Annotated in this window: 18 protein-coding genes; 9 read left to right on the top strand and 9 right to left on the bottom strand. The window is 62.5% G+C overall.

The features are described from left to right. Positions 1-199 precede the first annotated feature (199 nt). From ACFMO7_RS05450 to leuC, 4 genes are all read right to left on the bottom strand, one after another. On the bottom strand, positions 200-1,189 hold the full coding sequence (locus ACFMO7_RS05450) for an alpha-ketoacid dehydrogenase subunit beta (RefSeq protein ID WP_376794502.1): 990 nt from the start codon (positions 1,187-1,189) through the stop codon (positions 200-202). A 13-nt stretch (positions 1,190-1,202) separates the two neighbouring features. Next, positions 1,203-2,306, bottom strand: a complete 1,104-nt coding sequence (gene pdhA / locus ACFMO7_RS05445; RefSeq protein ID WP_376794501.1) for a pyruvate dehydrogenase (acetyl-transferring) E1 component subunit alpha — start codon at positions 2,304-2,306, stop codon at positions 1,203-1,205. A 341-nt stretch (positions 2,307-2,647) separates the two neighbouring features. Further along, entirely contained in the window at positions 2,648-3,268 is a 621-nt protein-coding gene (gene leuD, locus ACFMO7_RS05440) for a 3-isopropylmalate dehydratase small subunit (RefSeq protein WP_376794500.1), read from the bottom strand. A gap of 153 nt (positions 3,269-3,421) precedes the next feature. Next, on the bottom strand, positions 3,422-4,831 hold the full coding sequence (gene leuC, locus ACFMO7_RS05435) for a 3-isopropylmalate dehydratase large subunit (RefSeq protein WP_376794499.1): 1,410 nt from the start codon (positions 4,829-4,831) through the stop codon (positions 3,422-3,424). 1,197 nt (positions 4,832-6,028) lie between these two features. Here leuC and ACFMO7_RS05430 point away from each other — a divergent pair. Further along, a complete protein-coding gene (locus tag ACFMO7_RS05430; protein ID WP_376794498.1) occupies positions 6,029-7,492 on the top strand; it encodes a pyridoxal phosphate-dependent decarboxylase family protein in 1,464 nt (487 codons plus the stop codon). Between the two features lie 29 nt (positions 7,493-7,521). Beyond that, positions 7,522-8,466 carry a PLP-dependent cysteine synthase family protein gene (locus tag ACFMO7_RS05425; RefSeq protein ID WP_376794497.1) on the top strand — a complete coding sequence of 315 codons (945 nt, stop codon included), beginning with the start codon at positions 7,522-7,524 and terminating at the stop codon, positions 8,464-8,466. A gap of 142 nt (positions 8,467-8,608) precedes the next feature. On the opposite strand, the gene ACFMO7_RS05420 is transcribed toward ACFMO7_RS05425, so the two are convergent. Beyond that, on the bottom strand, positions 8,609-10,198 hold the full coding sequence (locus ACFMO7_RS05420) for a sensor histidine kinase (RefSeq protein ID WP_376794496.1): 1,590 nt from the start codon (positions 10,196-10,198) through the stop codon (positions 8,609-8,611). 3 nt (positions 10,199-10,201) lie between these two features. Continuing rightward, positions 10,202-10,909, bottom strand: a complete 708-nt coding sequence (locus ACFMO7_RS05415) for a response regulator transcription factor (protein ID WP_376794495.1) — start codon at positions 10,907-10,909, stop codon at positions 10,202-10,204. Between the two features lie 456 nt (positions 10,910-11,365). On the opposite strand from ACFMO7_RS05415, the gene ACFMO7_RS05410 reads away from it, so the two are divergent. The 5 genes from ACFMO7_RS05410 to ACFMO7_RS05390 all read left to right on the top strand — a co-directional run bounded on the left by ACFMO7_RS05410 (position 11,366) and on the right by ACFMO7_RS05390 (position 18,515). Further along, on the top strand, positions 11,366-12,994 hold the full coding sequence (locus tag ACFMO7_RS05410; protein ID WP_376794494.1) for an AMP-binding protein: 1,629 nt from the start codon (positions 11,366-11,368) through the stop codon (positions 12,992-12,994). Beyond that, the gene (locus tag ACFMO7_RS05405; protein ID WP_376794493.1) at positions 12,991-14,421 is read left to right on the top strand and encodes an acyltransferase; all 1,431 of its coding nucleotides are present in this window, start codon (positions 12,991-12,993) and stop codon (positions 14,419-14,421) included. Before ACFMO7_RS05410 ends, ACFMO7_RS05405 begins: the two co-directional genes overlap by 4 nt. Further along, positions 14,348-15,346, top strand: coding sequence for a prolyl oligopeptidase family serine peptidase (locus ACFMO7_RS05400; RefSeq protein WP_376794492.1), 999 nt, complete (start codon positions 14,348-14,350; stop codon positions 15,344-15,346). The genes ACFMO7_RS05405 and ACFMO7_RS05400 overlap by 74 nt, the downstream gene beginning before the upstream one ends. Before the next feature lie 331 nt (positions 15,347-15,677). Then, positions 15,678-16,871, top strand: coding sequence for a 2-isopropylmalate synthase (locus tag ACFMO7_RS05395; protein WP_376794491.1), 1,194 nt, complete (start codon positions 15,678-15,680; stop codon positions 16,869-16,871). A gap of 216 nt (positions 16,872-17,087) precedes the next feature. Beyond that, positions 17,088-18,515 carry a selenium-binding family protein gene (locus ACFMO7_RS05390; RefSeq protein WP_376794490.1) on the top strand — a complete coding sequence of 476 codons (1,428 nt, stop codon included), beginning with the start codon at positions 17,088-17,090 and terminating at the stop codon, positions 18,513-18,515. Between the two features lie 141 nt (positions 18,516-18,656). Here the strand turns inward: ACFMO7_RS05390 and ACFMO7_RS05385 are convergent, their stop codons facing one another. Together ACFMO7_RS05385 and ACFMO7_RS05380 are read right to left on the bottom strand one after the other, a co-directional pair. Beyond that, the gene (locus ACFMO7_RS05385) at positions 18,657-18,860 is read right to left on the bottom strand and encodes a hypothetical protein (protein WP_376794489.1); all 204 of its coding nucleotides are present in this window, start codon (positions 18,858-18,860) and stop codon (positions 18,657-18,659) included. A gap of 2 nt (positions 18,861-18,862) precedes the next feature. Then, positions 18,863-19,666, bottom strand: a complete 804-nt coding sequence (locus ACFMO7_RS05380) for a COG4280 domain-containing protein (RefSeq protein ID WP_376794488.1) — start codon at positions 19,664-19,666, stop codon at positions 18,863-18,865. A gap of 371 nt (positions 19,667-20,037) precedes the next feature. Here ACFMO7_RS05380 and ACFMO7_RS05375 point away from each other — a divergent pair, with 371 nt between their 5' ends. After that, positions 20,038-20,928: a Yip1 family protein gene (locus ACFMO7_RS05375; protein ID WP_376794487.1), complete on the top strand. Its 891-nt coding sequence runs from the start codon at positions 20,038-20,040 to the stop codon at positions 20,926-20,928. A gap of 274 nt (positions 20,929-21,202) precedes the next feature. Further along, positions 21,203-23,530 carry a WD40 repeat domain-containing serine/threonine protein kinase gene (locus ACFMO7_RS05370; protein WP_376794486.1) on the top strand — a complete coding sequence of 776 codons (2,328 nt, stop codon included), beginning with the start codon at positions 21,203-21,205 and terminating at the stop codon, positions 23,528-23,530. A 386-nt stretch (positions 23,531-23,916) separates the two neighbouring features. Here the strand turns inward: ACFMO7_RS05370 and ACFMO7_RS05365 are convergent. Beyond that, the coding region (locus tag ACFMO7_RS05365; RefSeq protein WP_376794485.1) for a hypothetical protein at positions 23,917-25,458 on the bottom strand (1,542 nt) is incomplete at its 5' end.

The raw sequence follows: 25,458 nt of genomic DNA, 5'->3' as shown, positions 1-25,458 counted from the left end.
CCAACGCGGGCCTGGCTTCAGTGCGCACGGCCAACCAGGGCGGCCGTCATCATCATCGGCCCGCCCGCTGGCCCGTGGCCCGCGTCTCCTCTTTTATCTTCCTCTGCTTCTTTTGCAGCAATCCTGCGAGCAAGAGCCTCTGACGCCGGGAGTGCGTTCTCTGGCTCTGGCAGCCGCAGGAAGCGCTCTGGCCGCCGACTCAGGGTTCCATCACCTGGCGCAGGGCAGCCAGCACCTTCGCTGGTGTCGGCAGATAATAGTCCTCCACACCGGGGACCGGATAGGGCGTATCGTAGCCAGTTACACGCGCCACCGGCTTCAGCAGCGAATAGAGGCAACGCTCATTGATGAGCGCCGTCACCTCAGCCCCGATGCCGCCGGCGCGCGGCGCCTCATGCACGACCACAGCCCGCCCCGTCTTTTCGACCGAGGAGACAATAGCCTCCTCATCCAGCGGCCAGACCGTACGCAGATCGATCACCTCGACGCTGATCCCCAGCTCCTGCTGCGCCTGGCGGGCCGCCTCCAGCGCCACCGGCACCATCGCCCCGTAGGCGAAGACGCTGACATCCTCGCCGGCCTGCACCGTCTTGGCCTTTCCCAGCGGCACTGTATAATACTCTTCCGGCGTCTCCTGCCGGAAAGAACGGTAGAGTTTAATATTCTCCAAAAAAAGCACCGGATCGGGATCGGCCACGGCGGCGGCCAGGAGGCCCTTAGCATCGTACGGATTGGAGGGGATGACCACCTTCAGGCCGGGGGTCTGCAAGAAGACCCCTTCCAGACTATCGGAATGCAGCTCGGGTGTGCGCACCCCGCCGCCATAGGGTGAGCGTACGACCAGAGGGCAGGTAAAGGCTCCCCCGCTGCGGAAGCGCATGCGTGCCGCCTGGGTCACAAGCTGGCTCATACATAGAAAGAGGAAGCCAGCAAATTGGATCTCGGCGATCGGGCGCAGGCCATAGACCGCCATCCCGACCGAGGTTCCGATGATAGCTGACTCCGCCAGCGGCGTATCGAAAACGCGCCGCTCGCCAAAGCGGCGCTGCAGCTGATCGGTCACGCGGAAGACTCCGCCATTGAGGCCGATATCCTGACCGAGCAGGACCACGCGCTCGTCGCGCTCCAGCTCGAGCGCCAGGGCATTGTTGAGCGCTTCAATCATCGTCATCGGACGCGCCGTCATCATCCTCACCTCCCCCTCAGTGCTGCTCACCGGAGCCTGAGCCGGCGGTGGGCTGCCTCGGCCCTGCAAAGCGCAGCAGCTCGGCACGCTGCTCCTGCAGGCGCGGCGGCAGGGTCGCGCTCACATAATCGAAGAAGCTATCGGGGGCCATCGGGGGCATAGCTTCGGCCTCGCGCACCGCCGCATCGATCTCTTCCAGCACGGAGGCGCCGATCTCCTCGTCCTGCTCCTCGCTGAGCAGATCGCGCCGGCGCAAAAACTTCTGCAAGCGGGCAATGGGATCCTTGGCGCGCCAGGCTTCCACCTCAGCGGGATCGCGGTAGCGGCTGGCATCGTCAGCGGTCGTATGCGAACCGAGGCGATAGGTCAGCAGCTCGATCAGGGTTGGCCCATCGCCGGCGCGCGCCCGTTCCACGGCCTGACGCACGGTCTCGTAGACCGCCAGAATGTCGTTGCCATCGACCAGGGCCGAGGGGACGCCGAAGCCGATGCCACGGGCCGCCAGGGTGGGGGCCGCCGACTGGCGATGGCGCGGGACGCTGATCGCCCAACCATTGTTCTGCACAATGATCACTACCGGTGCGCGAAAGACTCCAGCAAAGTTGAGGGCCTCGTTAAAGTCGCCCTCAGAGGTCGCTCCATCGCCGCAGACGCCAACCGCCACTACGGGGTCGCCGGCGATCCTGGCGGCCATCGCCAGGCCCACGGCATGAGGAATCTGCGTTCCAATCACAATCTGGTAGGGGAGGCAGCGCGTCTCAGCGGGCCAATTGGGAGGCGTGTAGCCGCGGAAGGAATAGACCAGCGTGCTCAAGGGAACGCCCTTGACGATCAGCGAGGCGATCTCCCGATAGGAGGTGGCCAGCCAGTCCTGCGGCTGCAGGGGCGCGGCCAGTCCAACCGTGGCCGCTTCCTGGCCAGTAAGGGAGCCAAAGGTCGTGGCCCGCCCCTGGCGCTGCATAGCAATAATGCGATCTGAGAAGGCCCGCGCCAGACGCATCATGCGGTAGAAATAGAGGAGGCGCTCCGGAGAGAGCGCGGGCATCTCTCCCACCAGGTTGCCTTCAGGATCAAGAATCTGAAAAGGGACCAGACCGGGATCAATCTGGTGAATCGCCACTTTGCGCTCCTTTTTCTCTGGTTTCACCCCGCCACAGACGGGCCAGGCGGGGAGCGGTCGCTCAGGCCCGACCCGTCGCGGAACAGGGTGACCGGTCTGCTTGCCTGCTATCAAAGCCCGTGACTCCGGCGCCGGCCACGGCAGATAGACGGTCCCGCCGACCCTCCGCCTCGCTTCGCTCCTCCTCCGCCTGATAGCAGGAGGCCGGCACGCGGGTCAGCGCAGCGACCAGGCCCAGGCGAGTTGAAGAAAAGAGGAAGGCCAGGGCCATCTGAGGAGCGACGAGAGCCAGCCAGCCAGTCGGCCAATCTGCCAGCCACCCAGAGCCAGTGACGGCATCGTCACTGGATGCTGAAAACCCAGGGAGCTTCTTGCTGCCGGCGTTCCTCGTAGGCTCGGATCTCATCGAGATGCGAAAGCGTCCAGCCGATATTGTCGAGGCCCTGCAGCATAGCCTGCTTGCGGAAAGGATCGATCGGGAACTGGAAGACGCGCCCGTCGGGCGTCGTTACCGTCTGGGCTTCCAGATCGACTTCCAGGGTATAGCCCTCGGTCGCCTCGACCTCCTTGAACAGCTCCAGCACCGTCGGCTCGGGGAGAGTCACCGGCAGGATACCATTGTTGAAGCAGTTATTGTAGAAGATGTCGGCGAAGCTGGGGGCGATCACACAGCGGAAGCCGTATTCGCGGATCGCCCAGGGCGCATGCTCGCGGGAGGAGCCGCAGCCAAAATTATCGCCGGCCAACAAGATCGTGGCCCCCTGATAGCGGGGTTGGTTCAGGACAAAATCGGGGTTAGGCGTCTGGTCGTCGCCCAGATAGCGCCAGTTGGCGAAGAGGGCCTGGGCGAAGCCAGTGCGGCTGATGGTCTTCAGGAAGCGGGCCGGGGTGATCTCGTCGGTATTGACGTTGGTGCGATTCAAGGGGGCGACCAGCCCCTTCAGGCGCGTAAAGGGTTCCATTGTCTCGCTCTGCCTCCTTCTCTACTTTGTTACTGCAGCGCCAGATCGACCTCTCTCTTGCTTGCTTGCTTGAGGGACCCGGCCTGGTCTTGCTTTGCCAGCGGCTGGGACTGGAAGTCAGGCCAGGCCAGGTCAGTCAGATCTGTTCACGATCTAGAAATCGCGGATATCGACGAAGTGGCCCGCGATGGCGGCGGCGGCGGCCATCGGCGGACTCACCAGGTGCGTGCGTCCGCCCTTTCCCTGGCGACCCTCAAAATTGCGGTTGCTTGTGGAGGCACAGCGCTCGCCCTCGCCCAGGCGGTCGCCGTTCATAGCGATGCACATGCTGCAGCCGGAGGCGCGCCACTCGAAGCCGGCCTCGCGGAAAATATCGGCCAGGCCCTCTTCCTCGGCCATGCGCCGCACCTGCATCGAGCCGGGGACCACCAGGGCCCGCACGCCCGGGGCCACACGGCGCCCCTTGACGATCTGGGCCGCCAGGCGCAGGTCCTCCAGGCGCGAATTGGTACAGGAGCCGATAAAGACCGTATCGACGCGGATATCTGTAATTTTCTGGCCCGGCTCCAGACCCATATACTTGAGGGCCCGCTCGTAGGCCAGGCGTTTCTGTGGATCAGGCTCGTCGGCGGGATCGGGCACGCTGCCGGTGACATCGACCACCATGCCCGGATTGGTGCCCCAGGTCACTTGCGGGGCCAGGCCATCGACGTTGATCTCGTGGACGGTGTCGAAGTGGGCACCGGGATCGCTGGGTAGCTGCTTCCAGGCTTCGACCGCCTTCTCGAAGAGGGCACCTTTGGGCGCAAAGGGACGGCCCTTGAGGTAGGCAAAGGTCGTCTCGTCAGGGGCCACCATGCCGGCGCGCGCCCCCGCCTCGATGGCCATGTTGCACAGCGTCATGCGGCCCTCCATCGAGAGACTGCGCACCGCCGAGCCGCTGAACTCGACGACGTGGCCCGTGCCTACACCTGTGCCCAGGCGCCCGATCATATAGAGCGCGATATCCTTGGCCGTGATGCCCGGGCCAAGGCTCCCCTCGATGCGGATGTTCATCGAGCGCGGCTTCTTCTGCAACAGGCACTGCGTCGCCAGCACGTGCTCGATCTCGCTGGTGCCGATGCCAAAGGCCAGCGCGCCTACTGCCCCATGCGTCGAGGTATGCGAGTCACCGCAGACGATGGTCATACCGGGAAGCGTCAGGCCCTGCTCGGGACCAATGATGTGTACGATCCCCTGGCGCTCGTCGTTCATATCGAAGAGCGTGATGCCGAAATCGCGGGCGTTCTGCTCCATCGTTGTGATGCAGAGCGCGCTCGCCTGGTCCACCAGCTCCAGCACCCGCCTGCCGCGCACCTGGAGGGTCGGTACGTTGTGGTCAAGTACAGCAATCGTGGCATCAGGACGCCTGACCTTGCGCCCTGCCGCCTTGAGGCCGGCAAAAGCCTGCGGCGAGGTCGCCTCGTGCACCAGGTGACGGTCGATATAGAGAATTGTTGACTCTCCGGGAACGTCACGTACAACATGCGCTTCCCAGATCTTCTCAAACATGGACTTTGGCATACTTCTCTCTCCAGTTCCTGTCTGAGTCTGGCTGCGGGCCGCTCTGCTCGCTCAACAAGCCCGCCCCAGCGCGGGCTTGTCTATGCGGCGGGCCTGCCTGAACGCATAGCTCATACTCGCTATGCAGGAAAAAGCTGGTTAAAACGAAAACGTTGGGAAAGCAGCAGGCAATAGTGTTTCCGCCCTCTATCTGTTCCTCTATTTTACCTCATACTTTCAGTATCCTCAAACTTTCAGCATCCTCACACGGAGAGGTCTCTGCAATCTCGGACTGCGCTCCTCCAGTATCCTCACGCAGATCGAGGTCCCTGCAACAAAGTTCACTGGCGCTAGCATAGCGCTAGCGCCAGTGAACTTTCAGTATCCTCACGCAGATCGAGGTCCCTGTAACCGAACCCCTCGAGAGCCACCCCGGGAGAGTGATTCCTCATTCTTTCTTTCAGTATCCTCACGTGAGGCCCTTTTTTGGGATCTCAGCGCCTCGTTTTGCCTCTTCCACTCTTTCAGAAGTATAGCAGACAGAGGGGATTTTCGCAACTCGTCGGCTGCGCGCATGAAGGGGCGAGTTTCGAAAGAGCTTTAATCTACTTTGATCTACTAAACTGTAATAGATGTATTTATTCAGCCAGAACAGGCCGGTTTGGGCCGCCCCGGGCGCCGGCCACAAACGAGTTTCGAATCAGGCCCTGACATGACCTATTTTAGAGGGGGGTGAGTCTCCCTTCCTCTCTTGTTCTCCTCTTCCCCTCCCCCTTCAGCGCTCTGAAGAGATGCATGAGAGCCAGATCAGGCCAGGACCTCCACCGGCAGCCTGCACTGGAGCAGCTTGGGCCGCGGCTGGCAGCTTCTGACCTGGTTCCACACAGGCTGGCGGCCACTCTTCCTAAGACGGCGCGAAGACCTTAGTCGCGCTTTTCTTCGCTCACGCTGGCTTGAACATTGCCTCTGGCTGGCCGACCAGCGCCGCCGCCCTCCGCTCAACTGAGCACGCTCGCCAGATGCCTTTTGGAAGGAGCGCTTTCACCCCCATCTTACTGAGCTGAGCAGAGAGCAAGCAACAAACCCAAAAAATGTAAAGTTTCTGTCAACTGCCCCGGCAGACGGCTCAGATTCAGCGAATTTTTAGCAAGCCTGCGCCCAAATTTCAGACAGCGGTGGCATGCTTGGAGGGAAGAGAAAGGAGCACCGACTACCAGTATGACAGTGACAAACTTCATGCGCGCCCCTGGACTCACCTTCGAGCCAGAGCGCCTGCGCCGTTACGGAGACCTGGTTCTTGAGGAGCTGGAGCGCTACTTGGCCGGTATCGAGCAGCGTCCCGTCTGGCAGCCTCTGCCGGCTGAAGTGCGCCGCCAGATCGGCAGACAGGCTCTGCCCGAGGAGGGACAGCCTTTCGAGGAGACGCTGAGGCTGGTGCGCGAGCTGATCCTGCCCTACCCCCAGGGCAACGGTCACCCACGTTTCGCCGGCTGGATCAACTCAGCCCCTTCCCACGCCAGCATCTTACTCAAACCGCTGGCAGCAGCCATGAACCCCAACTGCGGCATCGGCGATCACGCCGGCCAGGAACTGGAGCGCTGCGCCGTGCAGTGGATGATGGAGCTGGCCGGCTTCCCCACAGAGGGCAGCGCCGGGGTCTTCGTCAGCGGTGGATCCGAGGCGAACTTCACCTGTCTGCAGGCTGCACGCTACTGGGCAGCCGCCCAAGACGGTTGGAACGTGCGCCGTGAGGGCCTGCAGGGCAACCATCCCCCGTTTGTGCTCTACCAGTCCGATCAGGGCCACTTCAGTATTCGCCGCTCGCTCGAAGCGATGGGCCTGGGCAGCGCCGCGATTCATATCGTGCCATCCACTCCCGACTACCGCATGGACCTGACGGCTCTGGAGCGACGCATTCACGAGGACCGGGCCATCGGGCTACGCCCGTTCTGCGTGGCGGCCACCGCTGGTACCGTCGAGACGGGGGCCATCGACCCGCTGGCCGAGCTGGCCGAACTGTGTCACGCCGAGGGCCTCTGGCTCCACGTCGACGGGGCCTATGGCGCCTTCGGCATCCTCGACGAGCGTGTCGCCCCGCTCTACCGCGGTATCGAGCAGGTCGATTCCCTGGCCACCGACCAGCATAAGTGGCTCTCGGTTCCCATCGACTGCGGCTGCGCCCTCGTGCGCCACGGCTCCGCCCTCCACGAGGCTTTCCGCCTGACCCAGAGCGATGACGAGGACGACGCCACCTGGATGTCCGAGTACACCCTGCAGCGAACGCGGCGCTTCCGCGCCCTCGATGCCTGGGCCACAGTACGTACGGCGGGCCGCAGCGGCCTGGCGCGGGCCATTAGCAACAATATCAGTCTGGCGCGCCTGCTCGCCAGTGAGGTCGCCTCACATGAGGAGCTAGAGCTGATCTCGGGCGGCCCCCTGAGTATCGTGCGCTTCCGCTACGCGCCGCCCACCTTACGCGATGAGCCAACCCTACTCAACCGCCTCAATCAGCAGCTTGCGCGCGAGATCCAGCGCCGCGGGCGGGTTTTCCTAACCAGCACGCGCCTGCGTGGTCGCGAGCTACTGCGCGCCTGCCTGGTGCACTACGCCACGACCGAGGCTGATATCCAGACCATGGTCGATGAGGTGCTGACCGTCGGCAGGGCGCTCTGCGCTCTCTGAGCGCCACGAAAGGAGGGACGTCTTTTCTCATGTACTATGGCAGTATTCTAGAGACTGTCGGCAATACGCCCTTGATCGAACTCAAGAGCTTTAGCCCGCGCCCGCGCGTGCACATCTTTGCTAAGATGGAGGGAGCCAACCCCTCGGGGAGCATCAAGGACCGTATTGCCCTCAAGATGATCGAGGCCGCCGAGGAGCGCGGCCTGCTCAAGCCCGATTCGATCCTGCTGGAGCCGACCAGCGGTAATACGGGCGTGGCCCTGGCCCTGATCGCCACCATGAAAGGCTATCGCTTCACAGCGGTGGTCTCGGAGAAGGGAACCCAGGATAAGCGCCGCATGCTGGAGCTATACGGGGCCACGGTCATCACCTCGCCGGGAGCCGCGGGCAGCAACGGCGCCATTCGCCTGGCCCAGGAGCTGGCACGAGACGATCCCCGCTATGTGATGCTCTTCCAGTACGGCAACGAGGCCAACCCCGCGGCTCACTATGAGACCACTGGCGTGGAGCTGCTGCGCGATCTGCCCGACGTGAGTATGGTGGTGGCTGGCCTTGGCTCTGGGGGGACCCTGACCGGCATCGGGCGCCGCCTGAAGGAATACAATTCCGCCATTCGAGTCATCGGGGCTGAGCCGGTGCAGGGTGACAGCATCCAGGGCCTGCGCAATCTGGCCGATGGCTTTGTGCCACCGGTGCTTGACCTGCGAGTCATCGACGAGCGGGTCCTGGTCTCTAGCCAGCAAGCCTGGCAGCGCACGCTACAGCTCAAAGAGCAAGAGGGAATCTTCGCCGGCCCATCGAGCGGGGCCGTCCTGGACGTAGCCCTGCGCCAGGCCGAGCGGCTGGAGGAAGGCAAGATCGTGATCATCCTGGCCGATGGCGGCTGGAAGTACCTCAGTGAGCCGCGCTGGCTCGCGCAGCCCACCGGTCAAGGCCAACAGACCAGAGCAACCCTGCAACCTTCGTTCTGCTGAGGAGGGGCGCCCTTCCTGGCGTCCCTCCCTCCCTCCTCTCCTTCTTTGGCCACTCCAAAGGCACCGACAACCATCCTATCCTCCCCCCATCGCAGCAGATCACCGGATCATCCGTCGGAGTACAGTTGGCCGGTGTGCGGCCTCAGCGGCTCCCCGGTTGAGAGAGACTACGACCGCGGCCAGCCTCTTCAGGATTGCGCGGGAGGCCGCGCCCCTCGACGGCGGCGGGAAAGAGGATTGTAACCGTGGTCCCCTCACCGGGCTGGCTCTGCAGACTGATCTTCCCCCCCTGGGCCTCAATCAGCTCACGCGTAATGGCCAGTCCCAGGCCGCTGCCGCCGGGACGGCGTCCCGCCCGGCTGCGAGCCGGATCGGCCCGGAAGAAGCGCTCGAAAACATGGGGCAGAGCCTCGGGAGGAATGCCCTCGCCCGTATCGCGCACGCTCAGCGAAACCAGTCCCCCACCGGCCGCCTGGGCCAGCAGCTCGACCGATCCCTCAGCGGGCGTATACTTCAGAGCATTATCGACAATATTGAGCAGAGCCTGACGCAGGCGATCCCTATCGCCCAGCAAGGCTGGCGTGCCCGGGGCAACACTCCAACGCAGCGTCTGGCCGCGTGCCAGATGCTCGGCCTGCTCGCAGACCGTGGCCAGAATGTCCTCAGCCCTGATCAACTCGCGCCTCATCTCCAGCCGGCCCGCGTCGAGGCGCGTCAGCACCAGCAAATCTTCGACCATGCGCTGCAGACGCTGGACCTCGGCATACATACCGCGCGCCAGGCGCCGCGCCGCCTCCAGATCTCCGCGGTCCGCCCCCAGAAGCAGCATCTCCAGACTGCCGCTCAGGGCCGTTAAGGGCGTGCGCAGCTCGTGAGAAACATCGGAGACAAAGCGCTTCTGGCGCTGAAAGGCCGTCTCGAGCTGCGCCACCATGCGATTAAAGGAGTGAGCCAGACGCCCGATCTCGTCGTCAGTCGGCGGCGGCTCGATGCGCATCGACAGCTCTCCCCGGGCAATGCGCTGGCTGGTGCGCTCGATCTCGACCAGCGGGCGCAGAGCCACACTGACCAGCGGATAGATCAGAGCGGTCGCCAGGCCGAGCAGCACCACAACCCCCATGAAAAGGGTCAGGTGGAGCGTGGTCAGAAAGTCATCGATAGGCGTGGTCGAGGTACTGATCTGCAGAATACCCAGGGTGTGATCGCGGAAGGTGTCGACCAGGGGCAGAAACACTACAAGCTGCGGCTGCCCATTGCTGTCTTTGAGAACCAGGTAAGGAGGATGCTGATCGCTGCGCTGCAGGGCCAGGCGCACCTGTCCGGGAGGTACCGTGATGGGCTGCAGGGCAAAGGGAGAGCTACTGCCCGGGACAAGCACGCTGCCATCGCTGGCCAGAATAGCGGCGTTAGTACTGGGACTAACCAGACGAAAGGCCAGGGTCGAGGCCGTGTAGAGAAAGTCACTGGAAGGCCTGGCCGGCGACAGGAAGGTGTAGGAGAGACGGAAAGGGTGGTCCTGGTTGCCCCTCATGATACCTTTGATGGCCACCTGGGCCTCATTGCAGAGCACATCGACCTGGTTAGAGAGCAGGTCTTGCTCGGCAATCAGCGAGATGACCACTCCCAACGAGCCGAGCAAGAGGGTCAAAAGGCCAAGTGAGACCAGCACCAGGCGCCAGCGAATTGGCACGTGGCGTAAGAGCCGCGAAAGGAGATTGGCGCGCTTCTTCATGCTTTAGCCTCGCAGGGTATAGCCGATCCCCCGCACCGTTTGCAGCAGCCGTGGTGGATTGTCGTGCAGCTTCTCGCGCAGATGCCGCACGTAGACTTCGACAATGTTGTCATCGCCGACGTAGTCGTAGCCCCAGACACGCGAGAGAATGGTATCGCGCGAGAGAACCTGTCGCGGATGCATCAGGAATAGCTCCAGCAGGCTGAACTCACGCGGAGTGAGATCGATCGGCTCGCCGCGCAGGGTCACGGTATGTGTCCCACGGTCGAGGGTGATGTCCTGGAAAGAGAGGATGTCGGCGACGTTGTTGCCGTGACGGCGGAGCACGGCCCGGGTGCGCGCCATCAGCTCGCGGAAGGCAAAGGGCTTGGTCAGGTAGTCATCAGCCCCGCAGTCCAGGCCAGCGACGCGATCGTCAACCTCGTCACGCGCGGTCAACATGATAATCGGAATGTCGTGGCTACGCCGGAGCTGGCGCGTGACCTCCAGACCATCGCAGCCAGGCAACATGATGTCCAGAATGATTATGTCCGGCTGATGCTGCGTGGCCAGACGCACGGCCTCCGGCCCACTGGTGGCCACCAGGACCTGAAAGCCTTCGTAGACAAAGCCCATCTGCAGAAAGTCGATAATCTGCGGCTCGTCGTCAACAATTAGAACGGTCGGCTGCTTGTTCTTGCTACCGTTATGCTCCTTGTTGCTCGCTAACATGTCGATTGAAATCCTGTGCCCTAGCGCTTAACAGCACAAATGCCGTTGCTCTCTCTGAGTCTCTCCAGGAGCCGAAACTTCCTGACCTGTCCGACCTGTCAGTCGCTCCTGCGGCCCCTGGGGATAGTGAACAATACCTTGATGGTATATAGCAAGCCCGGCTGAAAATTTGCTGAATCGTTCCCTTCTCCTGGCCTGCCTCCGCCGTGGCCATCCGACCAGGCCCATTTTTCTTACGGCCAGTCTCTGGTCTGACGGCCCTTGTGGAGCCACCCGCGACCCCATTTCAGCAAATTTTCAGGCTCGCTGCGGCCTTTTTTCAGCCCCAGGTGGCAAGATGAAAGGCAGTTTCAAAGGCTGCGCCAGTCCGTCGACCGCCCCGGCCTCCCAAAAAAGGTTCTTGCCCGAATTTCTCTCAAAGAAAGTCCGAACATATTCTCTACGAAGGATTAGAAGATGACCACTGTGAGTCTTTCTCACAACACGAGTACGCAGCGATTGCTCCCCTCGCGGCAGGAGCTGCAGCCAGGCCGTCTGCTGGCGAGCCTGGAGCACGGTGCGCGCAGCACACCCGAGAAGGAGCTGTTGATTGCAGCTGAAAGCGGGGAGTCTCTGAGCTATCGCCAGGCCCTGGCTGGTCTGGCTCTCCTGCGCCGCCTTTTTGGTCCGCCTCCGCAGCGCATCATGCTGGCGCTCCCGGGAGGCCCCCTCAGCGGTCTCATCTGGCTCACCGCGCTCAGCAGCGGCTACGACCTGATTCCCGTCCCGCCGGCGGCCAGTGCCGACGAAGCCCTCCGCCTGCTGCAGCGTCAGCATCCAGACATCCTGTGCGCAGCCGACGAGGGAGAGAGCGCCTGGAGTGGGCTTCCCCTGCCGCCCGAGCTGCGCCTTTTCGGCGCCTCTCGGCTGAAGGCGCTCATCAGCCACGCTACGCCGCCGAGACAGGACCTGTCCAGCGAAGAGGGGCACGTCTACCTCAGCACTTCCGGCAGCACGGGCGAACCGAAGTGGCTAGCCCTCGGCGAGCGCCAGATCGCCTGGACCGCCGAGCAGGTGCGGCGCAGCCACGCCTTGACCGGCGAGGACCGCGGCCTGACCACGCTGCCTTTTTTCCATATCAATGCTCCTGTTGTCAGCCTTTGTGCCTCACTGCTGGCTGGGGCCAGCGTGATTGTGGCCCCGCGTTTTAGCCGCCGCCGCTTCTGGTCCTGGGTTGAGCGCCACGAAGCCACCTGGATCAGCCTCGTGCCCACCATCGTGGCCTTCCTGCTCGAAAGCGAGGAGCGCCCGGCTTTTCTGCCGGGCAGGTTGCGTTTCGCCCGCAGTGCCTCGGCCCCGCTGCCGCCGGCCAATCTGCGCGCCTTTGAAGAGCGCTTCGGCATTCCCCTGATCGAGACCTACGGCCTGTCTGAGGCGGGCAGCCAGGTCGCAGCCAACCCATTGCCGCCGGCAGAGCACAAGCCTGGCTCGGTGGGCCGACCTACTGGCGTGGCCATGCGCATCTGTGCCCCGCGCCCCAGCGGCGAGCCTCGCGATCGGGGTCAGGTCGAAGAGGAGCTACGCGACCTGCCGCCCGGCGAGGTAGGCGAGATCTGCATCGCCGGCCCCAACGTCATCGCGGCCTATGAGGACGGAGCTGGGACTGCTTCCTTCCAGGGAGGCTGGTTCCGTACTGGCGACCTGGGCTACTTCGACGAGGACGGCTATCTCTTCATTAAGGGCCGCCTGCGCGAGGTGATCAACCGCGGCGGCGAGAACATCGCCCCGCGCGAGATCGAGGAGACTCTCCAGGAACACCCCGCTGTGCGTGAGGTAGCGGTCGTTGGGCGTCCCGATCCCCTCTACGGCGAGGTTGTTGTGGCCTACCTGAGCCTGCAGGAGGGTCGTCAGCTCAGCGTCGCCGAGCTGCGCAGCTATGCCCGTCAGCGCCTCAGCCCGCCGCGGCTCCCTGTCGACTTTCTGATCTTGCCTGAGCTGCCGCGCAACGCCACCGGCAAGATCGACCGTCGCCTCCTGCGCATGCGCGAGCAGGCGCGACGCAACTTGTCGCAGATCGTCAGAGAGGAGGCCGCCAGTCAGCCTTGAGCCAGACCACGAGCAGCCTTAGCCTCAGTGCCAACGGTAAGCGACCGCACATCTACGAGCTTGATCCGCTGCGAACCTGCACCGCCCTCAGCGTGGTCGCGGTGCACGTCCTGGCGGCGACCGCCATTCTGAACGGCACCGGACCAGGCTACGCCATCCAGAATGCCTTTCTGGTCGCTTTCCACTTTACGCGCGAGATCTTCATGTTCGTCACGGCCTTCGCCCTGGTTTATGTCTACAACGGGCGCCGTTTCCCACTGGGCCAGTTCTGGAAGAAGCGCAGCCTGGGAGTCATCTTCCCGTATGTCTTCTGGAGCCTGGTCTACGTCGTGGTCAACACGCGCCCCGGCTCATGGAGCGCCTTTCTTAAGACGGCGCTCTTCGATCTGGCCACGGGCAACGCTTCCTATCAGCTCTACTATATCCTGCTGACGATCCAGTTCTACCTGATCTTTCCGCTTTTCATGGGCCTGCTCAAACGCTGGAGCCGTCATCCCTGGTGGCTGCTGCTGAGCAGCTTTGGCCTGCAAGTCCTGCTCTTTTATGTCGACTATCATACGGTGCAGCGCAGCAGCGATCCCTTCTGGCACACAGTCGCGGTCTATCAGGATCGCTTCGTTCTGATGTACCAGTTCTACTTCGTCCTGGGCGGGCTGGCGGCCCTCAACTTTGAGCGACTGCGTGCCTTCGTGCTGCGCCATGCCCGTCTAGTCGTGACGATCTTTCTGGTGAGCTTGCTAGCGCTCTGGGTGCATTTTGCCGAGCAAATCAGCGTTTATCATGAATCAATGGGCTACGCCACTTCAGTGCTGCAGCCGAGTATGGTATTCTATAGCGTGGCGGTGATCGGCCTGGCCCTCTGGCTTTGCTCTCGCTGGGCAATAGGCTTTGCCGGTCGGCCAGCACGGGAGGTCAACGCGCGCCTGAGCGTGCGACTCTGGGGCCTCTGCTCGGACGCCTCCTTTGGGGTCTATCTGGTTCACGTCCTGATCCTGAACCAGCTACGCGCCAGCCTGCTGCCGCTGCTGCCGGCAAGCTGGCCCGTGGCCCTGCGCGTAGTATTGCTCTGGTGCGCCGTAGCCGGCCTCTCGCTGGCGCTCAGCGTTGCCCTGATGTACACACCCTGGCTCAGTCGTCTGGTGGGCCGAGCGGGACCGCGACGCCGCGCTGCTGGCGGCAACCAGACGAAGGCAAGCAAAGCAGCGGCTCTACCCGAGGTCGGCAAAAGGGAGCCGGCTCCCCTGTCAGCAACAGCACCGCTGGCCCTCGTGCCGGCAGTCTCGCAGACCGGTCCCGCAGATGCCGCCGGCGCCTCCGCGCCCCACAATCTCCGGTCTGGAGCACTGGCCCGCTATGAGCAAGCGCACAAGAACCATAGCTCTGATCGTTCTGGTTGTTCTCTGCCTGATGGGCGCCACGCTCTATAGCCTGCGCGGCCCCCTTGGCCTGCGTCGGAGCGCCGCCTCGCCGCTGGCGCTCCAGCCCCATCGCGATGAGCAGCCAGAGCAGCAGACCAGCCGGCGCCTGACGCCGGCGCCCACGGCGAGCGCCTCCCTGCTGTCGCCGGCACTGCCTGGCCTTACCTACCTTGGCTTCACCGCCCACATCTTCTCGCAGGGAGGCAACAGTCTGGTCTACTATCTCTACGTTCCTCAACCGCTCAACCCCCAGCGACGCTATCCGCTGGTCTTGCTCCTACACGGAGGGGGAGAGCGCAGCCGTCCCACCTATACCGCCACCCAGAACGAGCAATTGCTTCTCAACCAGTCGTACGTGCGCGTCTGGAGCAGCGACTACCAGGGGCCGGCCAACCCACACATTCAAGAGCGCTGGCCCTGCTTTGTACTGGTTCCTCAGATGAAACAAGGTCAGCAGTGGGTCAACGTCCCGATTAACGGCGGCTCCTACCACCAGCCAGCCCAGCCGAGCATTCCCCTCCAGCTCACCAAGGCCCTGCTCGAGCGGGTCCTGCAAGCCTATTCCAACAACATCGACCGCACGCGCCTCTACGTCACCGGCCTCTCGAACGGCGGCTATGGGACCTGGGACGCCATCGAGCGCTGGCCCGACCTGTTCGCGGCTGCCGCGCCTATTGCCGGCGCGGGCGACCCTTCGCTGGCGGCGCGCATCAAGGAGCTACCGATCTGGGCCTTTCACGGCTCAGCCGACCCGGTGGTCCCCGTCAGTGGCTCACGCGAGATGATCGCCGCCCTGCGGGCCGTTGGTGGCCATCCCCGCTATACGGAGTTCGCCGGCGCCGGACATGGGGTCTGGGGCTACGTCTACTCCCTGGAGAATAGCCCCCTGCGCGTCAGCGACTTCTTCCCCTGGCTCTTCGCCCAGCACCGCTAAGCGAAGGGGGCGCCAGAGCCAGAGGACCAGAGGTGCCAACGGCAGAGCCGACGACCGCCTGCCCTCGGAGCAGGCGCTTGCCTCCCCTTCGGCGCCAGGCATATAATGTCTACAGGTGAGAGGGAGATCGGCGAAGAGCGGAAGCTGCGGAGGAACCAGGACCAGGAAGCGGGAGCGCCAGCCGGCACAAGTGGACGCGAGGGAAGAGAAGCGAGCAGGTACAGGTAGGGTCGGGCGAGCGTCTCCTGTCGTACTGCTTACTTAGGCGTCTACTCGCTGCCCTGCGCAAGGGCGCGCGGACAGCGTGTTACATTGTAGTAAGGAGAGAACAATGACGACCCAGCCACAGCCGCAACTGCAGCCAGAGCGACCGCAACCACGCATCGTCAAATTCTACGAGACCACCCTGCGCGATGGCGAACAGACTCCCGGCGTTAATTACTTCCCACACGAGAAGCTAGAGATCGCCCGGGCCCTGGCCGACATGGGTTTCGACACCCTCGATGTCGGCTTCCCGGTCTCCTCACCGAGCGAATTCGAGGCCGTGCGCCTGATCGCCTCACAGGTTGAGAACGCCGAAATCTGTGCCATCGCCCGAGCCGTCAAAGGCGACATCGATGCCGCCTGGGAGGCCGTCAAAGTGGCCGCCCATCCGGTGATTGAGCCGTTCATCAGCGTCTCCCCCATTCATCGCCAGGTCAAGCTGGGCAAGAGCCGTCAGGAGGTGCTGGAAATGGCCCGCACCGCCGTGGCCTACGCTCGTAGCCTGACCGAGACGGTCGATTTCGCCCTCGAAGATACGACACGCACCGAGCATGATTTCATCCTGGAGGTCTGCGAGGCCATCCTCAAGGAGGGTGTGCGCTTCGTGACGATTTGCGATACGGTGGGCTACGCCCTCCCCTGGGAGTTCGGCCAGTTGATCGCCGATCTCAAGCGCGAGTTCCCGACAATCCGGATCTCAGCCCACTGCCATAACGATCTGGGCCTGGCAGTGGCCAACGCCCTCGAGGGCCTGCGCAATGGGGCGGAGCGCGTCGACACCTCCTTCAACGGCCTGGGCGAGCGCGCCGGCAACGCCGCCACCGAGGAGGTGGTGATGGCCATCCGCACACGCTCAGCGGATCTGGGCCTCGATGTGCGCGTCGACACGACCAAGATTATCCCCACCAGCCGCTTGATCGCCCGCTATTCGGGCATGCAGCCCCAGTGGACCAAGGCCATCGTCGGCCAGAACGCCTTCAGCCACGGCGGCGGCATTCACCAGGATGGGGTCCTCAAGGACGCCCGCACCTATGAGATTATGACCCCCGAGTCGATCGGCCTGAGTCCCTCCGAGCGCCGCATCCGCATGGGCAAGCTCTCGGGCCGCGCCGCCCTGGCCGCTCAGATGCGCGAGTTGGGCTATACCCTGGAGCAGGAGCAGCTCAACCGCGCCTTCGAAATGGCCAAACTCTTGCTCGGTAAGAAGCGCGAACTGGAGGAGCTGGACCTGCGCTACATCGCCGAGACAGCCATGAGCTAACGCCCCCTCTCGGCAGCAGCCCTCCCCTCGACAGCCCTCATCGGGCAGAAAGTAGAACCGGCGCCGCCTCACGCGCGGCGCCTTTTCCTCTTGCGTATTGTTGATTTTCTGGATAAACTAAATCATGTAATGGGTTGTAGGAACGCCGACGGGCCTCAGCCTGGCCAGGGACCGACCCGCCGGCCTGGAAAGGCAGCCAGCTAGAGGAGAACAACCATGAGCACAGAAGAACAGCACGAGCACGCCCACCATTCGGAAGAGCACCAGCATCACGAGCATCAGCATCATGAGCACAACGGAGCCGCCTGTGGGCCCGGCTATGCCTCGCCCGAGGAGGCCACCAGGGCGCCGCGGGAAAAGGTTCTCTATGCCATCGCCTTGCACGTTGGCACCGGGGTCGAGGCGCCCGACTACCTGGCTACGGTCGACGTCGATCCCAGCTCGCCCACCTACTCGCAGGTCATTCACCGCACCGTCATGCCCTACGTTGGCGACGAGCTGCACCACTTCGGCTGGAACGCCTGCAGCTCCTGTCATGGCGACGCCCACAAGTCGCGGCGCTTCCTGGTGATTCCAGGCAACCGCTCCAGCCGCATCTACATCGTCGACACTGAGGACGAGCGGGCTCCCAGGCTGCACAAGGTCATCGAGCCGGAAGAGATCAAGGCCAAGACCAACCTGAGCGCCCCTCACACGGTGCACTGCCTGCCCGACGGCCATGTGATGATCTCCATGCTGGGTGACGGTGAGGGCAACGGCCCCGGCGGCTTCCTGCTGCTCGACGAGGAGTTCCGCATTGCCGGACGCTGGGAGCAGAAGGCCGATGGCATGCGCTACAACTACGACTTCTGGTATCAGCCGCGCCACAACGTCATGGTCAGCAGCGAGTGGGGAGCCCCCAAGACCTATACCGGCGGCTTCAACCTGGAGGACGTTCAGGCCGGCAAGTACGGGCGCCAGATCCATTTCTGGGACTGGCAGCGCCATGAGATTGTCCAGAGCGTCGATCTCGGGGAGAAGGGCCTCATTCCGCTCGAGGTACGCTTCCACCACAACCCTGACAGCACGCATGGCTTTGTCGGGGCCGCCCTCAGCAGCGTCATCTGGCACTGGGAGCGGGCCAATGGGAGCTGGCAGGTCCAGCCGGTGATCGAGGTGCCCGCGGTCGAGCTGGAAGGCTGGCCTTTCCCGGTTCCTTCGCTGATCACCGATCTGCTGGTCTCGATGGACGACCGCTATCTGTATTTCTCGAACTGGCTGCACGGCGACATCCGCCAGTACGATATCAGCGATCCAGCCCATCCGCGCCTCACTGGCCAGGTCTGGTGCGGCGGCCTGCTCGGTAAGGCCCAGCCGGTGAAGGGCCACGAGCTGGTGGGAGGCCCGCAGATGCTGCAGCTCAGCCTGGACGGGCGCCGGCTCTACGTCACCAACTCTCTCTACAGTAGCTGGGATAATCAGTTCTATCCAGAGCTGGCCAAGCGCGGCTCCTATCTGCTGCAGATCGATTGCGATCCCGAGCACGGCGGCATGAAGATCAACGAGAATTTCTACGTCGACTTCGGCCAGGAGCCGGCGGGACCGGCGCGAGCCCACGAGATGCGCTATCCCGGCGGCGATTGCACCTCAGACATCTGGATCTAGCCTGGCCAGCTCAACACGGCAACTGTCCTTTCTTCTTTCCCTCTCTCTGGGACGAGGCGGGTCGGCCTGGAAAACGTTCTTTCAGGTCGCCTCGCCTCGTCACGCTTCTGGGCAAGAGGAGAGGCCCCGGCAGGCAAGAAGCTAGGACAGCTCGCGCCATAAGGCCGCGGCCAGAATCACAGGGAGAGCGACGACGAGCAGAACCGCCTGCAGGGCTTTGAGACCAACCGGGAGGAGGAGAAGAAGAACGAAGAGGAGGACAACCCCGCTGAGAATGAGCGGGTCGCCGACCAGAAACTGGTATAAGGCTCTCAGTGGCTTCAGTAGCGATGAGAACCACGGCACCGTTACTGCCCTCCTTTCCGCGATAGGCCAGCCTGGCTCAAGCTCACAGCGCCGCGGCGGCGTGCCTGACCTTTGAGCCAGAGCACAAACAGGAAGGAGACAAGCAGGTAGAAGGCAGCCAGGACCACCAGAAAAGCGTCTTCTAGAGGCCAGGCCAGCCCCAATCCTTCCCCGCTCCAGAAGGTGCCAAAGGTCGTGAGCATGATGCCGACCAGAAACTTGAGTGTATTTTCGGGAACGCGCTTGAGGGGGGCCTGCAGCAGTAGACCAATGAGCACCACTAATAGCCCGGCGGCCGCCGCTCCAAGGGCCGCCGTGCCAATGGCGCAGCCAGCGCCGCAGCTCGCTGTGACCGCGCTGCTGCCAAAGGTGATTACAATAAAGGCCACCTCCAGCCCTTCCAGCAGGACGGCCTTATAGGAGAGGGCCACGCCGAACGGCTCGAAACGCGTCCTCCCCAGCTCGCCCTGCCGGCGCAACTCAGCCATCTTCTCCTCGAAAATAGCCTCTTCATCATGGAGAGGCTTCAGCCCACTGTAGCGGAGAATAGCCTTTTTGAGCCATTTGAGTCCGAAAAGGATGAGGAGAAGACCAATGACCAGACGGAGCAGCGCCAGCGGAATCCAATAAATCAGGGCCGCTCCGAGAGCGGCCACCAGCAGAGCCAGTGTGAGAGCAGCACCGGCGACACCAGCTAGCGAGCTGCGCCAGTTAATGGTCAATCCCACAACGAGCACAATGGTGAAAGCTTCTACGAATTCGACCGCCGAGGCCAGAAAGGCGGCGGTCAGCACCGCCCAGGCCATAGCAACCTGGTCCTCCTTTTTACCTCTTCTGCTAAGAAGAAAAAGATTGAAAGAAAGTGAGCGAGTAAGATGGCTGGCATACCTCAGCAGGGATCTCTCACCAGGTCAGGCTAAGCTAACCGGCACCCACCCCGGGCGGTCACCCCGGCCTGCAAGGCAAGGCGCACTTGAGAGGATGCAAGAGAGAATTATGCCAGAGAGTGGCCTCTTCTCCTTGATTATAGGCAGGAGCCTGCTGAGTTGACAAGGATGGCGAGGAGCAATTGTAGTAGACGCAACCTATAACGTTATGTTATCATTGAGAAGCCTGTATCCATTCATCTCATCGATTGATTGATCTCTTGTGAGAAGCTGGAAAGGAGCTTAAGCCCATGAGCTGGGACCCCAATCAGAGCGGGCAGGGGCCGCAGGAGCCGACTCCCAATCCCTACGGTCCCCCCTCGATGCCCACCCCACCTCCCACGAACCCTTATGGGCCACCGCCCAACCCCTACGGTCCGCCTCCGGCCAATCCGTACGGGCCACCCCCAGCTACCCCCTATGGCGGCGCGCCAGCAACCTACTACGGCGGGCAACCTGGCTTTTATCCACCGGCCGTGGCTAACCCACTGCCCCTCGGACAGGCCCTACGCGAGCTGCCACGCCAGTACTGGCGCATCGCTACCCGCCCATCGGCAGAAACCTTCGCCCAAGAGGTGGGGAAGGCTTCCTGGGATATCGTCTGGACTCAGTTGCTATTAGGAGCAGCACTAAATGCAATTATTATATTCCTAGAGTTTGTGCTCATTTTTGCTGTATTTACAGCTCTTCTGCCGTCATCCTACAGACTGCCATTTGGCCAGTTCTCATTCGCAGTGGCCCTGATATACGCGCTGATAGTCTTTATCAGTGTACCAGTAAGCTTCTTCCTGATGCAGGGCATCATTTACGGGCTGGCCAAAGCCTTTGGCGGCCAGGGTAGCTTTCTTCAGCAATGCTACAGCAGCATGCTCATCTACGGCGCGCTTTTCCTGGTAACCGCTATCGGCGTCATTCTTCTCATGGTTCCCATTCTTGGCTATCTTGTTGGACTGGCCCTGCTGGCAGCCTACATCTACGGAATTGTGCTGCTTGTCTTCTCCGTGATGGCCAGCCACCGCCTGAGTGGAGGCCAGGCCAGCGCCACAGTCCTTATTCCCTTCGTCGGCGTGACCGTACTGGCCTGCTGCGGCTGTGGCGCTTTGAGCCTCTTGATCAGCTCAAGCCATTTAAGTCGCTACTAACTGAGCAAGTCCAGGGCACTTCTCCGGGATTGCTCAAGATGGGCACAACCGCCTTGCCGGCCCTCCCCTGGCAATAGACAGGCGGCCCAGACGCATGCTATCATGGCTAGCTGGGCTGTTCCGGTGACGGGCGGAGCGAGCAGGTGAACAAGCAAGAGATGGGCGCCCGGATAGTCCATCTCCAGGCCGGTCTGATGAGATCGCTCTGCCCGCTGCCCGCTTTCAAGGCAGTCTCATATACGTGAACGCTTGACGAGCAGGAGAGACAAAGACTGTGGATACACTGATCGGCTCAACGATCGGGGGTTATCTTATCAAGCAGTTCATCGGCAGCGGCGGCATGGGAACCGTCTACCTGGCCGAGGACCCAATGATCGGTCAGCAGGTTGCCATCAAGGTGGTCCGTGCCGAGGCCGGTGACCTGCTCGAGGCAGAGAAAGCCCTGGAGCGCTTCAAGCAGGAAGCGCGCGCTGTGGCTAGCCTGGATCACCTGCATATTCTGCCGCTCTACCGCTATGGGGAAGAAGAGACCGAGCAGGGCCGGCGGGCCTATATGGTGATGCAGTATCGTCCCGAGGGTTCGCTCTGGGACTGGCTGCGTCGCCGCTCCGGTCAGGCGGCGCAGCAATCACTTAGCCGTGCTCCGCAGTTGCCTCTGGGCCTCCCTTCAGCCTGGCCTCTCAGCCTGAGCGAGGCCGAAGATTACCTCCATCAGGCCGCCTCGGCTCTGCAGTATGCTCACGATCGCGGCATCGTTCACCGCGACATCAAGCCGGCAAATTTCCTGCTTCGGGTCGAGGCGGGGCCGCGCGTGCATCTGTTGCTCTCGGACTTCGGCCTGGCCAAGTTTTTTTCTTTCAGCTCTGCCACCAGCCATATTTTCGGCACGCCTCTCTATATGGCCCCTGAGCAGTTCGGCGGCGAAGCTCACCCCGAGAGCGATCAGTACGCCCTGGCGGTCATGCTCTATCTGCTGCTGACCGGGCGCACGCCTTTCGAAGGTGACCCCGCGCAACTGATGCACCAGCATCTGCATCGGGAGCCGCCCCCTCTGCGCTCCGTCAATCCCTCTCTACCGGAGGCGCTGGAGCCGGTCTTTGCTCGCGCCCTGGCCAAGGCCCCCCAGGAGCGCTATCCCTCAGTCGGAGCCTTCGCCACCGCTTTCGCCCATGCCGCTCATAGCCGCTCTTCTTCTTTTGCTCTTCAACCTCGTCTTGGGCTGCCGACAAAGGGAGAGCCAGGGACCAGCTCCGACCCGGCCAGTACCTTACTCCTCCGGGAACCTCCCCAGGAAGTGGGCGGCGACCTCAGGCCAGTGGCGGAGAAGATCGAGCAGTTGAAGCTGCCGCGCGACGGCCAGCCGCTGGCGCTTGGTGGCCCTTCGGGAGGACCTCCGTCCCCTTGGAGCCTGCAGCAGCGACAGGAGGCGGCTTCTGCCCCCACGGTCTTCGCCACTGCGGCCATGCCGGGCGCGCTCTCTCACCCCAGTCAGCCCGGTCCGCCTCCTCCCTCGCTGCCTCAGCCCTTGCCGCCAACCTCAAGGCGGTCCAGAGGTTCGATGACAGCGAGTTCGCCCTCTCCGCACTTGCCAGGCTGGCTAGAGCGTTTTTCTTCCGGCGCGACATTGGGCCGTCGCCGTGCATTGGCAGTGATGGCCGCTGGCATCGTAGGGGTGGGCGTTTTGGGCACAAGCCTCTACCTTCTCTTGAATAGTCGCCCGGCCCAGGCTCTGGCGGTACTGCAGGGGCATCAGGAAAGCGTCACCAGCCTGGCCTGGTCTCCCGATGGGGCCCATCTGGTCTCTGGTTCCCGCGATCAGACGGTGCGTCTCTGGCTGGCCAGCGAGGCCCGCTCGCTGCTGACTTACAGCCTTCAGGCTACGCCTATTCTGGCTGTGGCCTGGAGCGCCGACGGTACGCTGCTGGCTTCGGGTGGCGAGAACCATTCGGTGCAAGTCTGGACGACCAGCGGGGCCTTGCAGCAAACCTTTAACGACCTCGGAGGCCCCGTCAGTGCTCTGGTCTGGACCGAGCGCCGCGATGTGCTGCTGGCTGGGACGCTTGACAACGGCGGGCATGAACTGCTCTTGAGCGGGCAGACGACGCGCAGCCTGCTCAAAGCTCATATTCGCGCCTTAGCTCTGGCGCCCGGAGGCGAGACGCTGGCGGTGGCTCTCGATAGTGGCCTGGTGGTGACGTTCGGCCTGAGCAGCCGGCGCCTGCTGCAAAGCTACCGTCGCCACCGCGGGGCCGCCCTGAGCGTGGCCTGGTCCCCCGATGGCACGCTGCTGGCCTCGGGCGGCGCAGATCATCAGGTGGTGATCTGGGATAGCGTTTCTGGCGTGGTTCAGCAACGTTTGAGCCACCCCGCCTCTGTCAATGGACTGGCCTGGGACCCCGCTACTTCGGGTCGTCTGGCTACGGCTTGCAGCGATGAGCGCGTGCGTGTCTGGACGCTGGCTAGCAATGGGGCCCCAGCGCGCGCCACGGTCTATAGCGGCCACCGGGGCAGCGTCACGGCAGTGGCCTGGGGACGCCAGGGGCTGGCTTCTGCCTCAACAGATCATACCATCATCCTCTGGAACGTCACAGGCTCTCCCTAGCCAGCGAGCCGCCCGATGAAGCCGAGTCGGGGCAGCTCAGCTCTGGCCTCGAACCTGGGCCTGGCCTGGCAACACCACGCAAGGCACGGCCAGCGACAGAAACGGCCAGGCCCTGTCGGGTCCTGAGTCCAGGGACGGCGCTGCAGGTCGCCATAGATCCTGAGAGAGCGGGCTGATTTGCAGTAGTAGTAGCAGCAGTAGTAGTAGTAGAGCAGATCATGAGCGTCTGGAGAACAGGAACAGGACCGTTCTCGTAGCCCACGCTATCCTTGCTAAGGGGTTCGGCCGCTCCAACGTGACCCCATGCCCGGATGCCGGCCGGTCAGCGGGGCATAGCACGAGGATACAGACCTCTTCCCTCCCTGAGGTCAGCCTTTGTAACCATATTAATGGTATTCATAGATAGCATAATTCATATAGGTCAAACGGCGATAATGGTGACTGAGCACAATGAGTCGCTGAAGCCTGAGATCCTGAGGAGAGCCAGAGGGGAAGACATAGTAAGGAGGAGAATGGGCCGCTTTGACCAGAGAGCTATAGGGAGGATAACGATTAAGGCCAGGCTGCAACCCGGCATCAAGAACGCTGCAGACGATGCGCTCATTGCTCTGAAAAGCTATCCGATCGCAAGTCCAATAGTCAGTGTAGATACGTGTAGCGCCCCGTTGTAGAAGAAAGTCTATCAAAGCCTGCTGCTCTTTATTGAGCGTCTGAACCCCAGGCGCCTGAGCCAGGAGCTGGGCACTTCCCCACCACCAGGTAGCTGCGACCACAAACACTGGCAAGATTGCTCCCAGCCGGGCAGCTTGAAAAGGAGACCGGCGTAGCAAGCCCTTGGAGGGCGAGAAGGCTACGCTCCAGAGAGGGAAAAGCAGAGCGGGAATGCTGACGATAAGGCCTACCAGGTAGCGAGATGAAGGCCAGGGAGTCAGCGCTGCCTGAGGGAAAAGGCAATAGAGAAAAAGCGTGCCGCCAGCAGCACCTAGAATCATGAGCCTGGCTCCCGCCAGACATCTGGCCTGAAAGGCATCAGGCCTGGATTTCACGTCTGTTTGTCGTAAGCGCCACCAGGCGGAAAGAGCCTGGCCACTCGCAAGGCACCAGAGCAGAAGATAGCCTAGAGACCAGCAGCCATGTAGTGCACTGCAAAACTGAGTTTGGGGATCAGCCTGCAATGGCCAGGCACGGCTCGGCCCTAGCGTACAGAGAGCATTGCCTCCTGTTGCCAGGGGCAAACTCACCAACAATGCCCCAACGACCTGCAAGGGCAACGAAGCTTGCAGTGACGCACTCCCAGAGGAGGACTTGCTACTCGGCACGATAGGGGGATAAGCAGGTTCGTGATAGCCAGGTCCCAATAAGGATAGAGCAGACGGCGAGGGAGGCACAGCGAGCTTGTAGGCGATCTCAGGAGCCAGGCCCAGCAGGACGCCAGCGACTAACAAGAGGCAGAGAAGCGGCGACTTGAGTTGCTGGAGGTAGCCCTGCAGGAGAAAAAGAAAAGCAGTCCCTACAAAAGGCAGCACGAGCGGATCGCTCCAGATACTCACACCGGCCAGAAAGCCCCAGAGACCAAGAGCTATTCCATCACGCAGCTTCGAGGCTTTCTGCTCCATGATCTGCCGCTGGCGACCAAAGACAAGCCAGCAGCTTATCAGCAACAGGAGAGAGCAAAAAAAGAGGACATCAGGCGCCCCCCCGGCTGCCTCAAGTTCCCGAAAGAGCACTTCGGCAGGCCCCGCAGCGATTACTAGAATAGTACACAGCGCCAATGGTTTATTATAGACCAGACAGGTAAGTAAATAGACCTGTATCAGGAAAAGGCAAAAGAGAAGCAGGACACTCAAGCGCAGCGTTACGACTGAGGGACCCCAGAGATGAAAAAAGCAGGCTGCCAGATAGGCATCGATAGGCGCCAGGTAGTCCTG

The organism is Thermogemmatispora sp. (assembly GCF_042408735.1).
GTDB lineage: Bacteria > Chloroflexota > Ktedonobacteria > Ktedonobacterales > Ktedonobacteraceae > Thermogemmatispora.
This window is presented reverse-complemented; position numbering and strand designations above follow the sequence as displayed.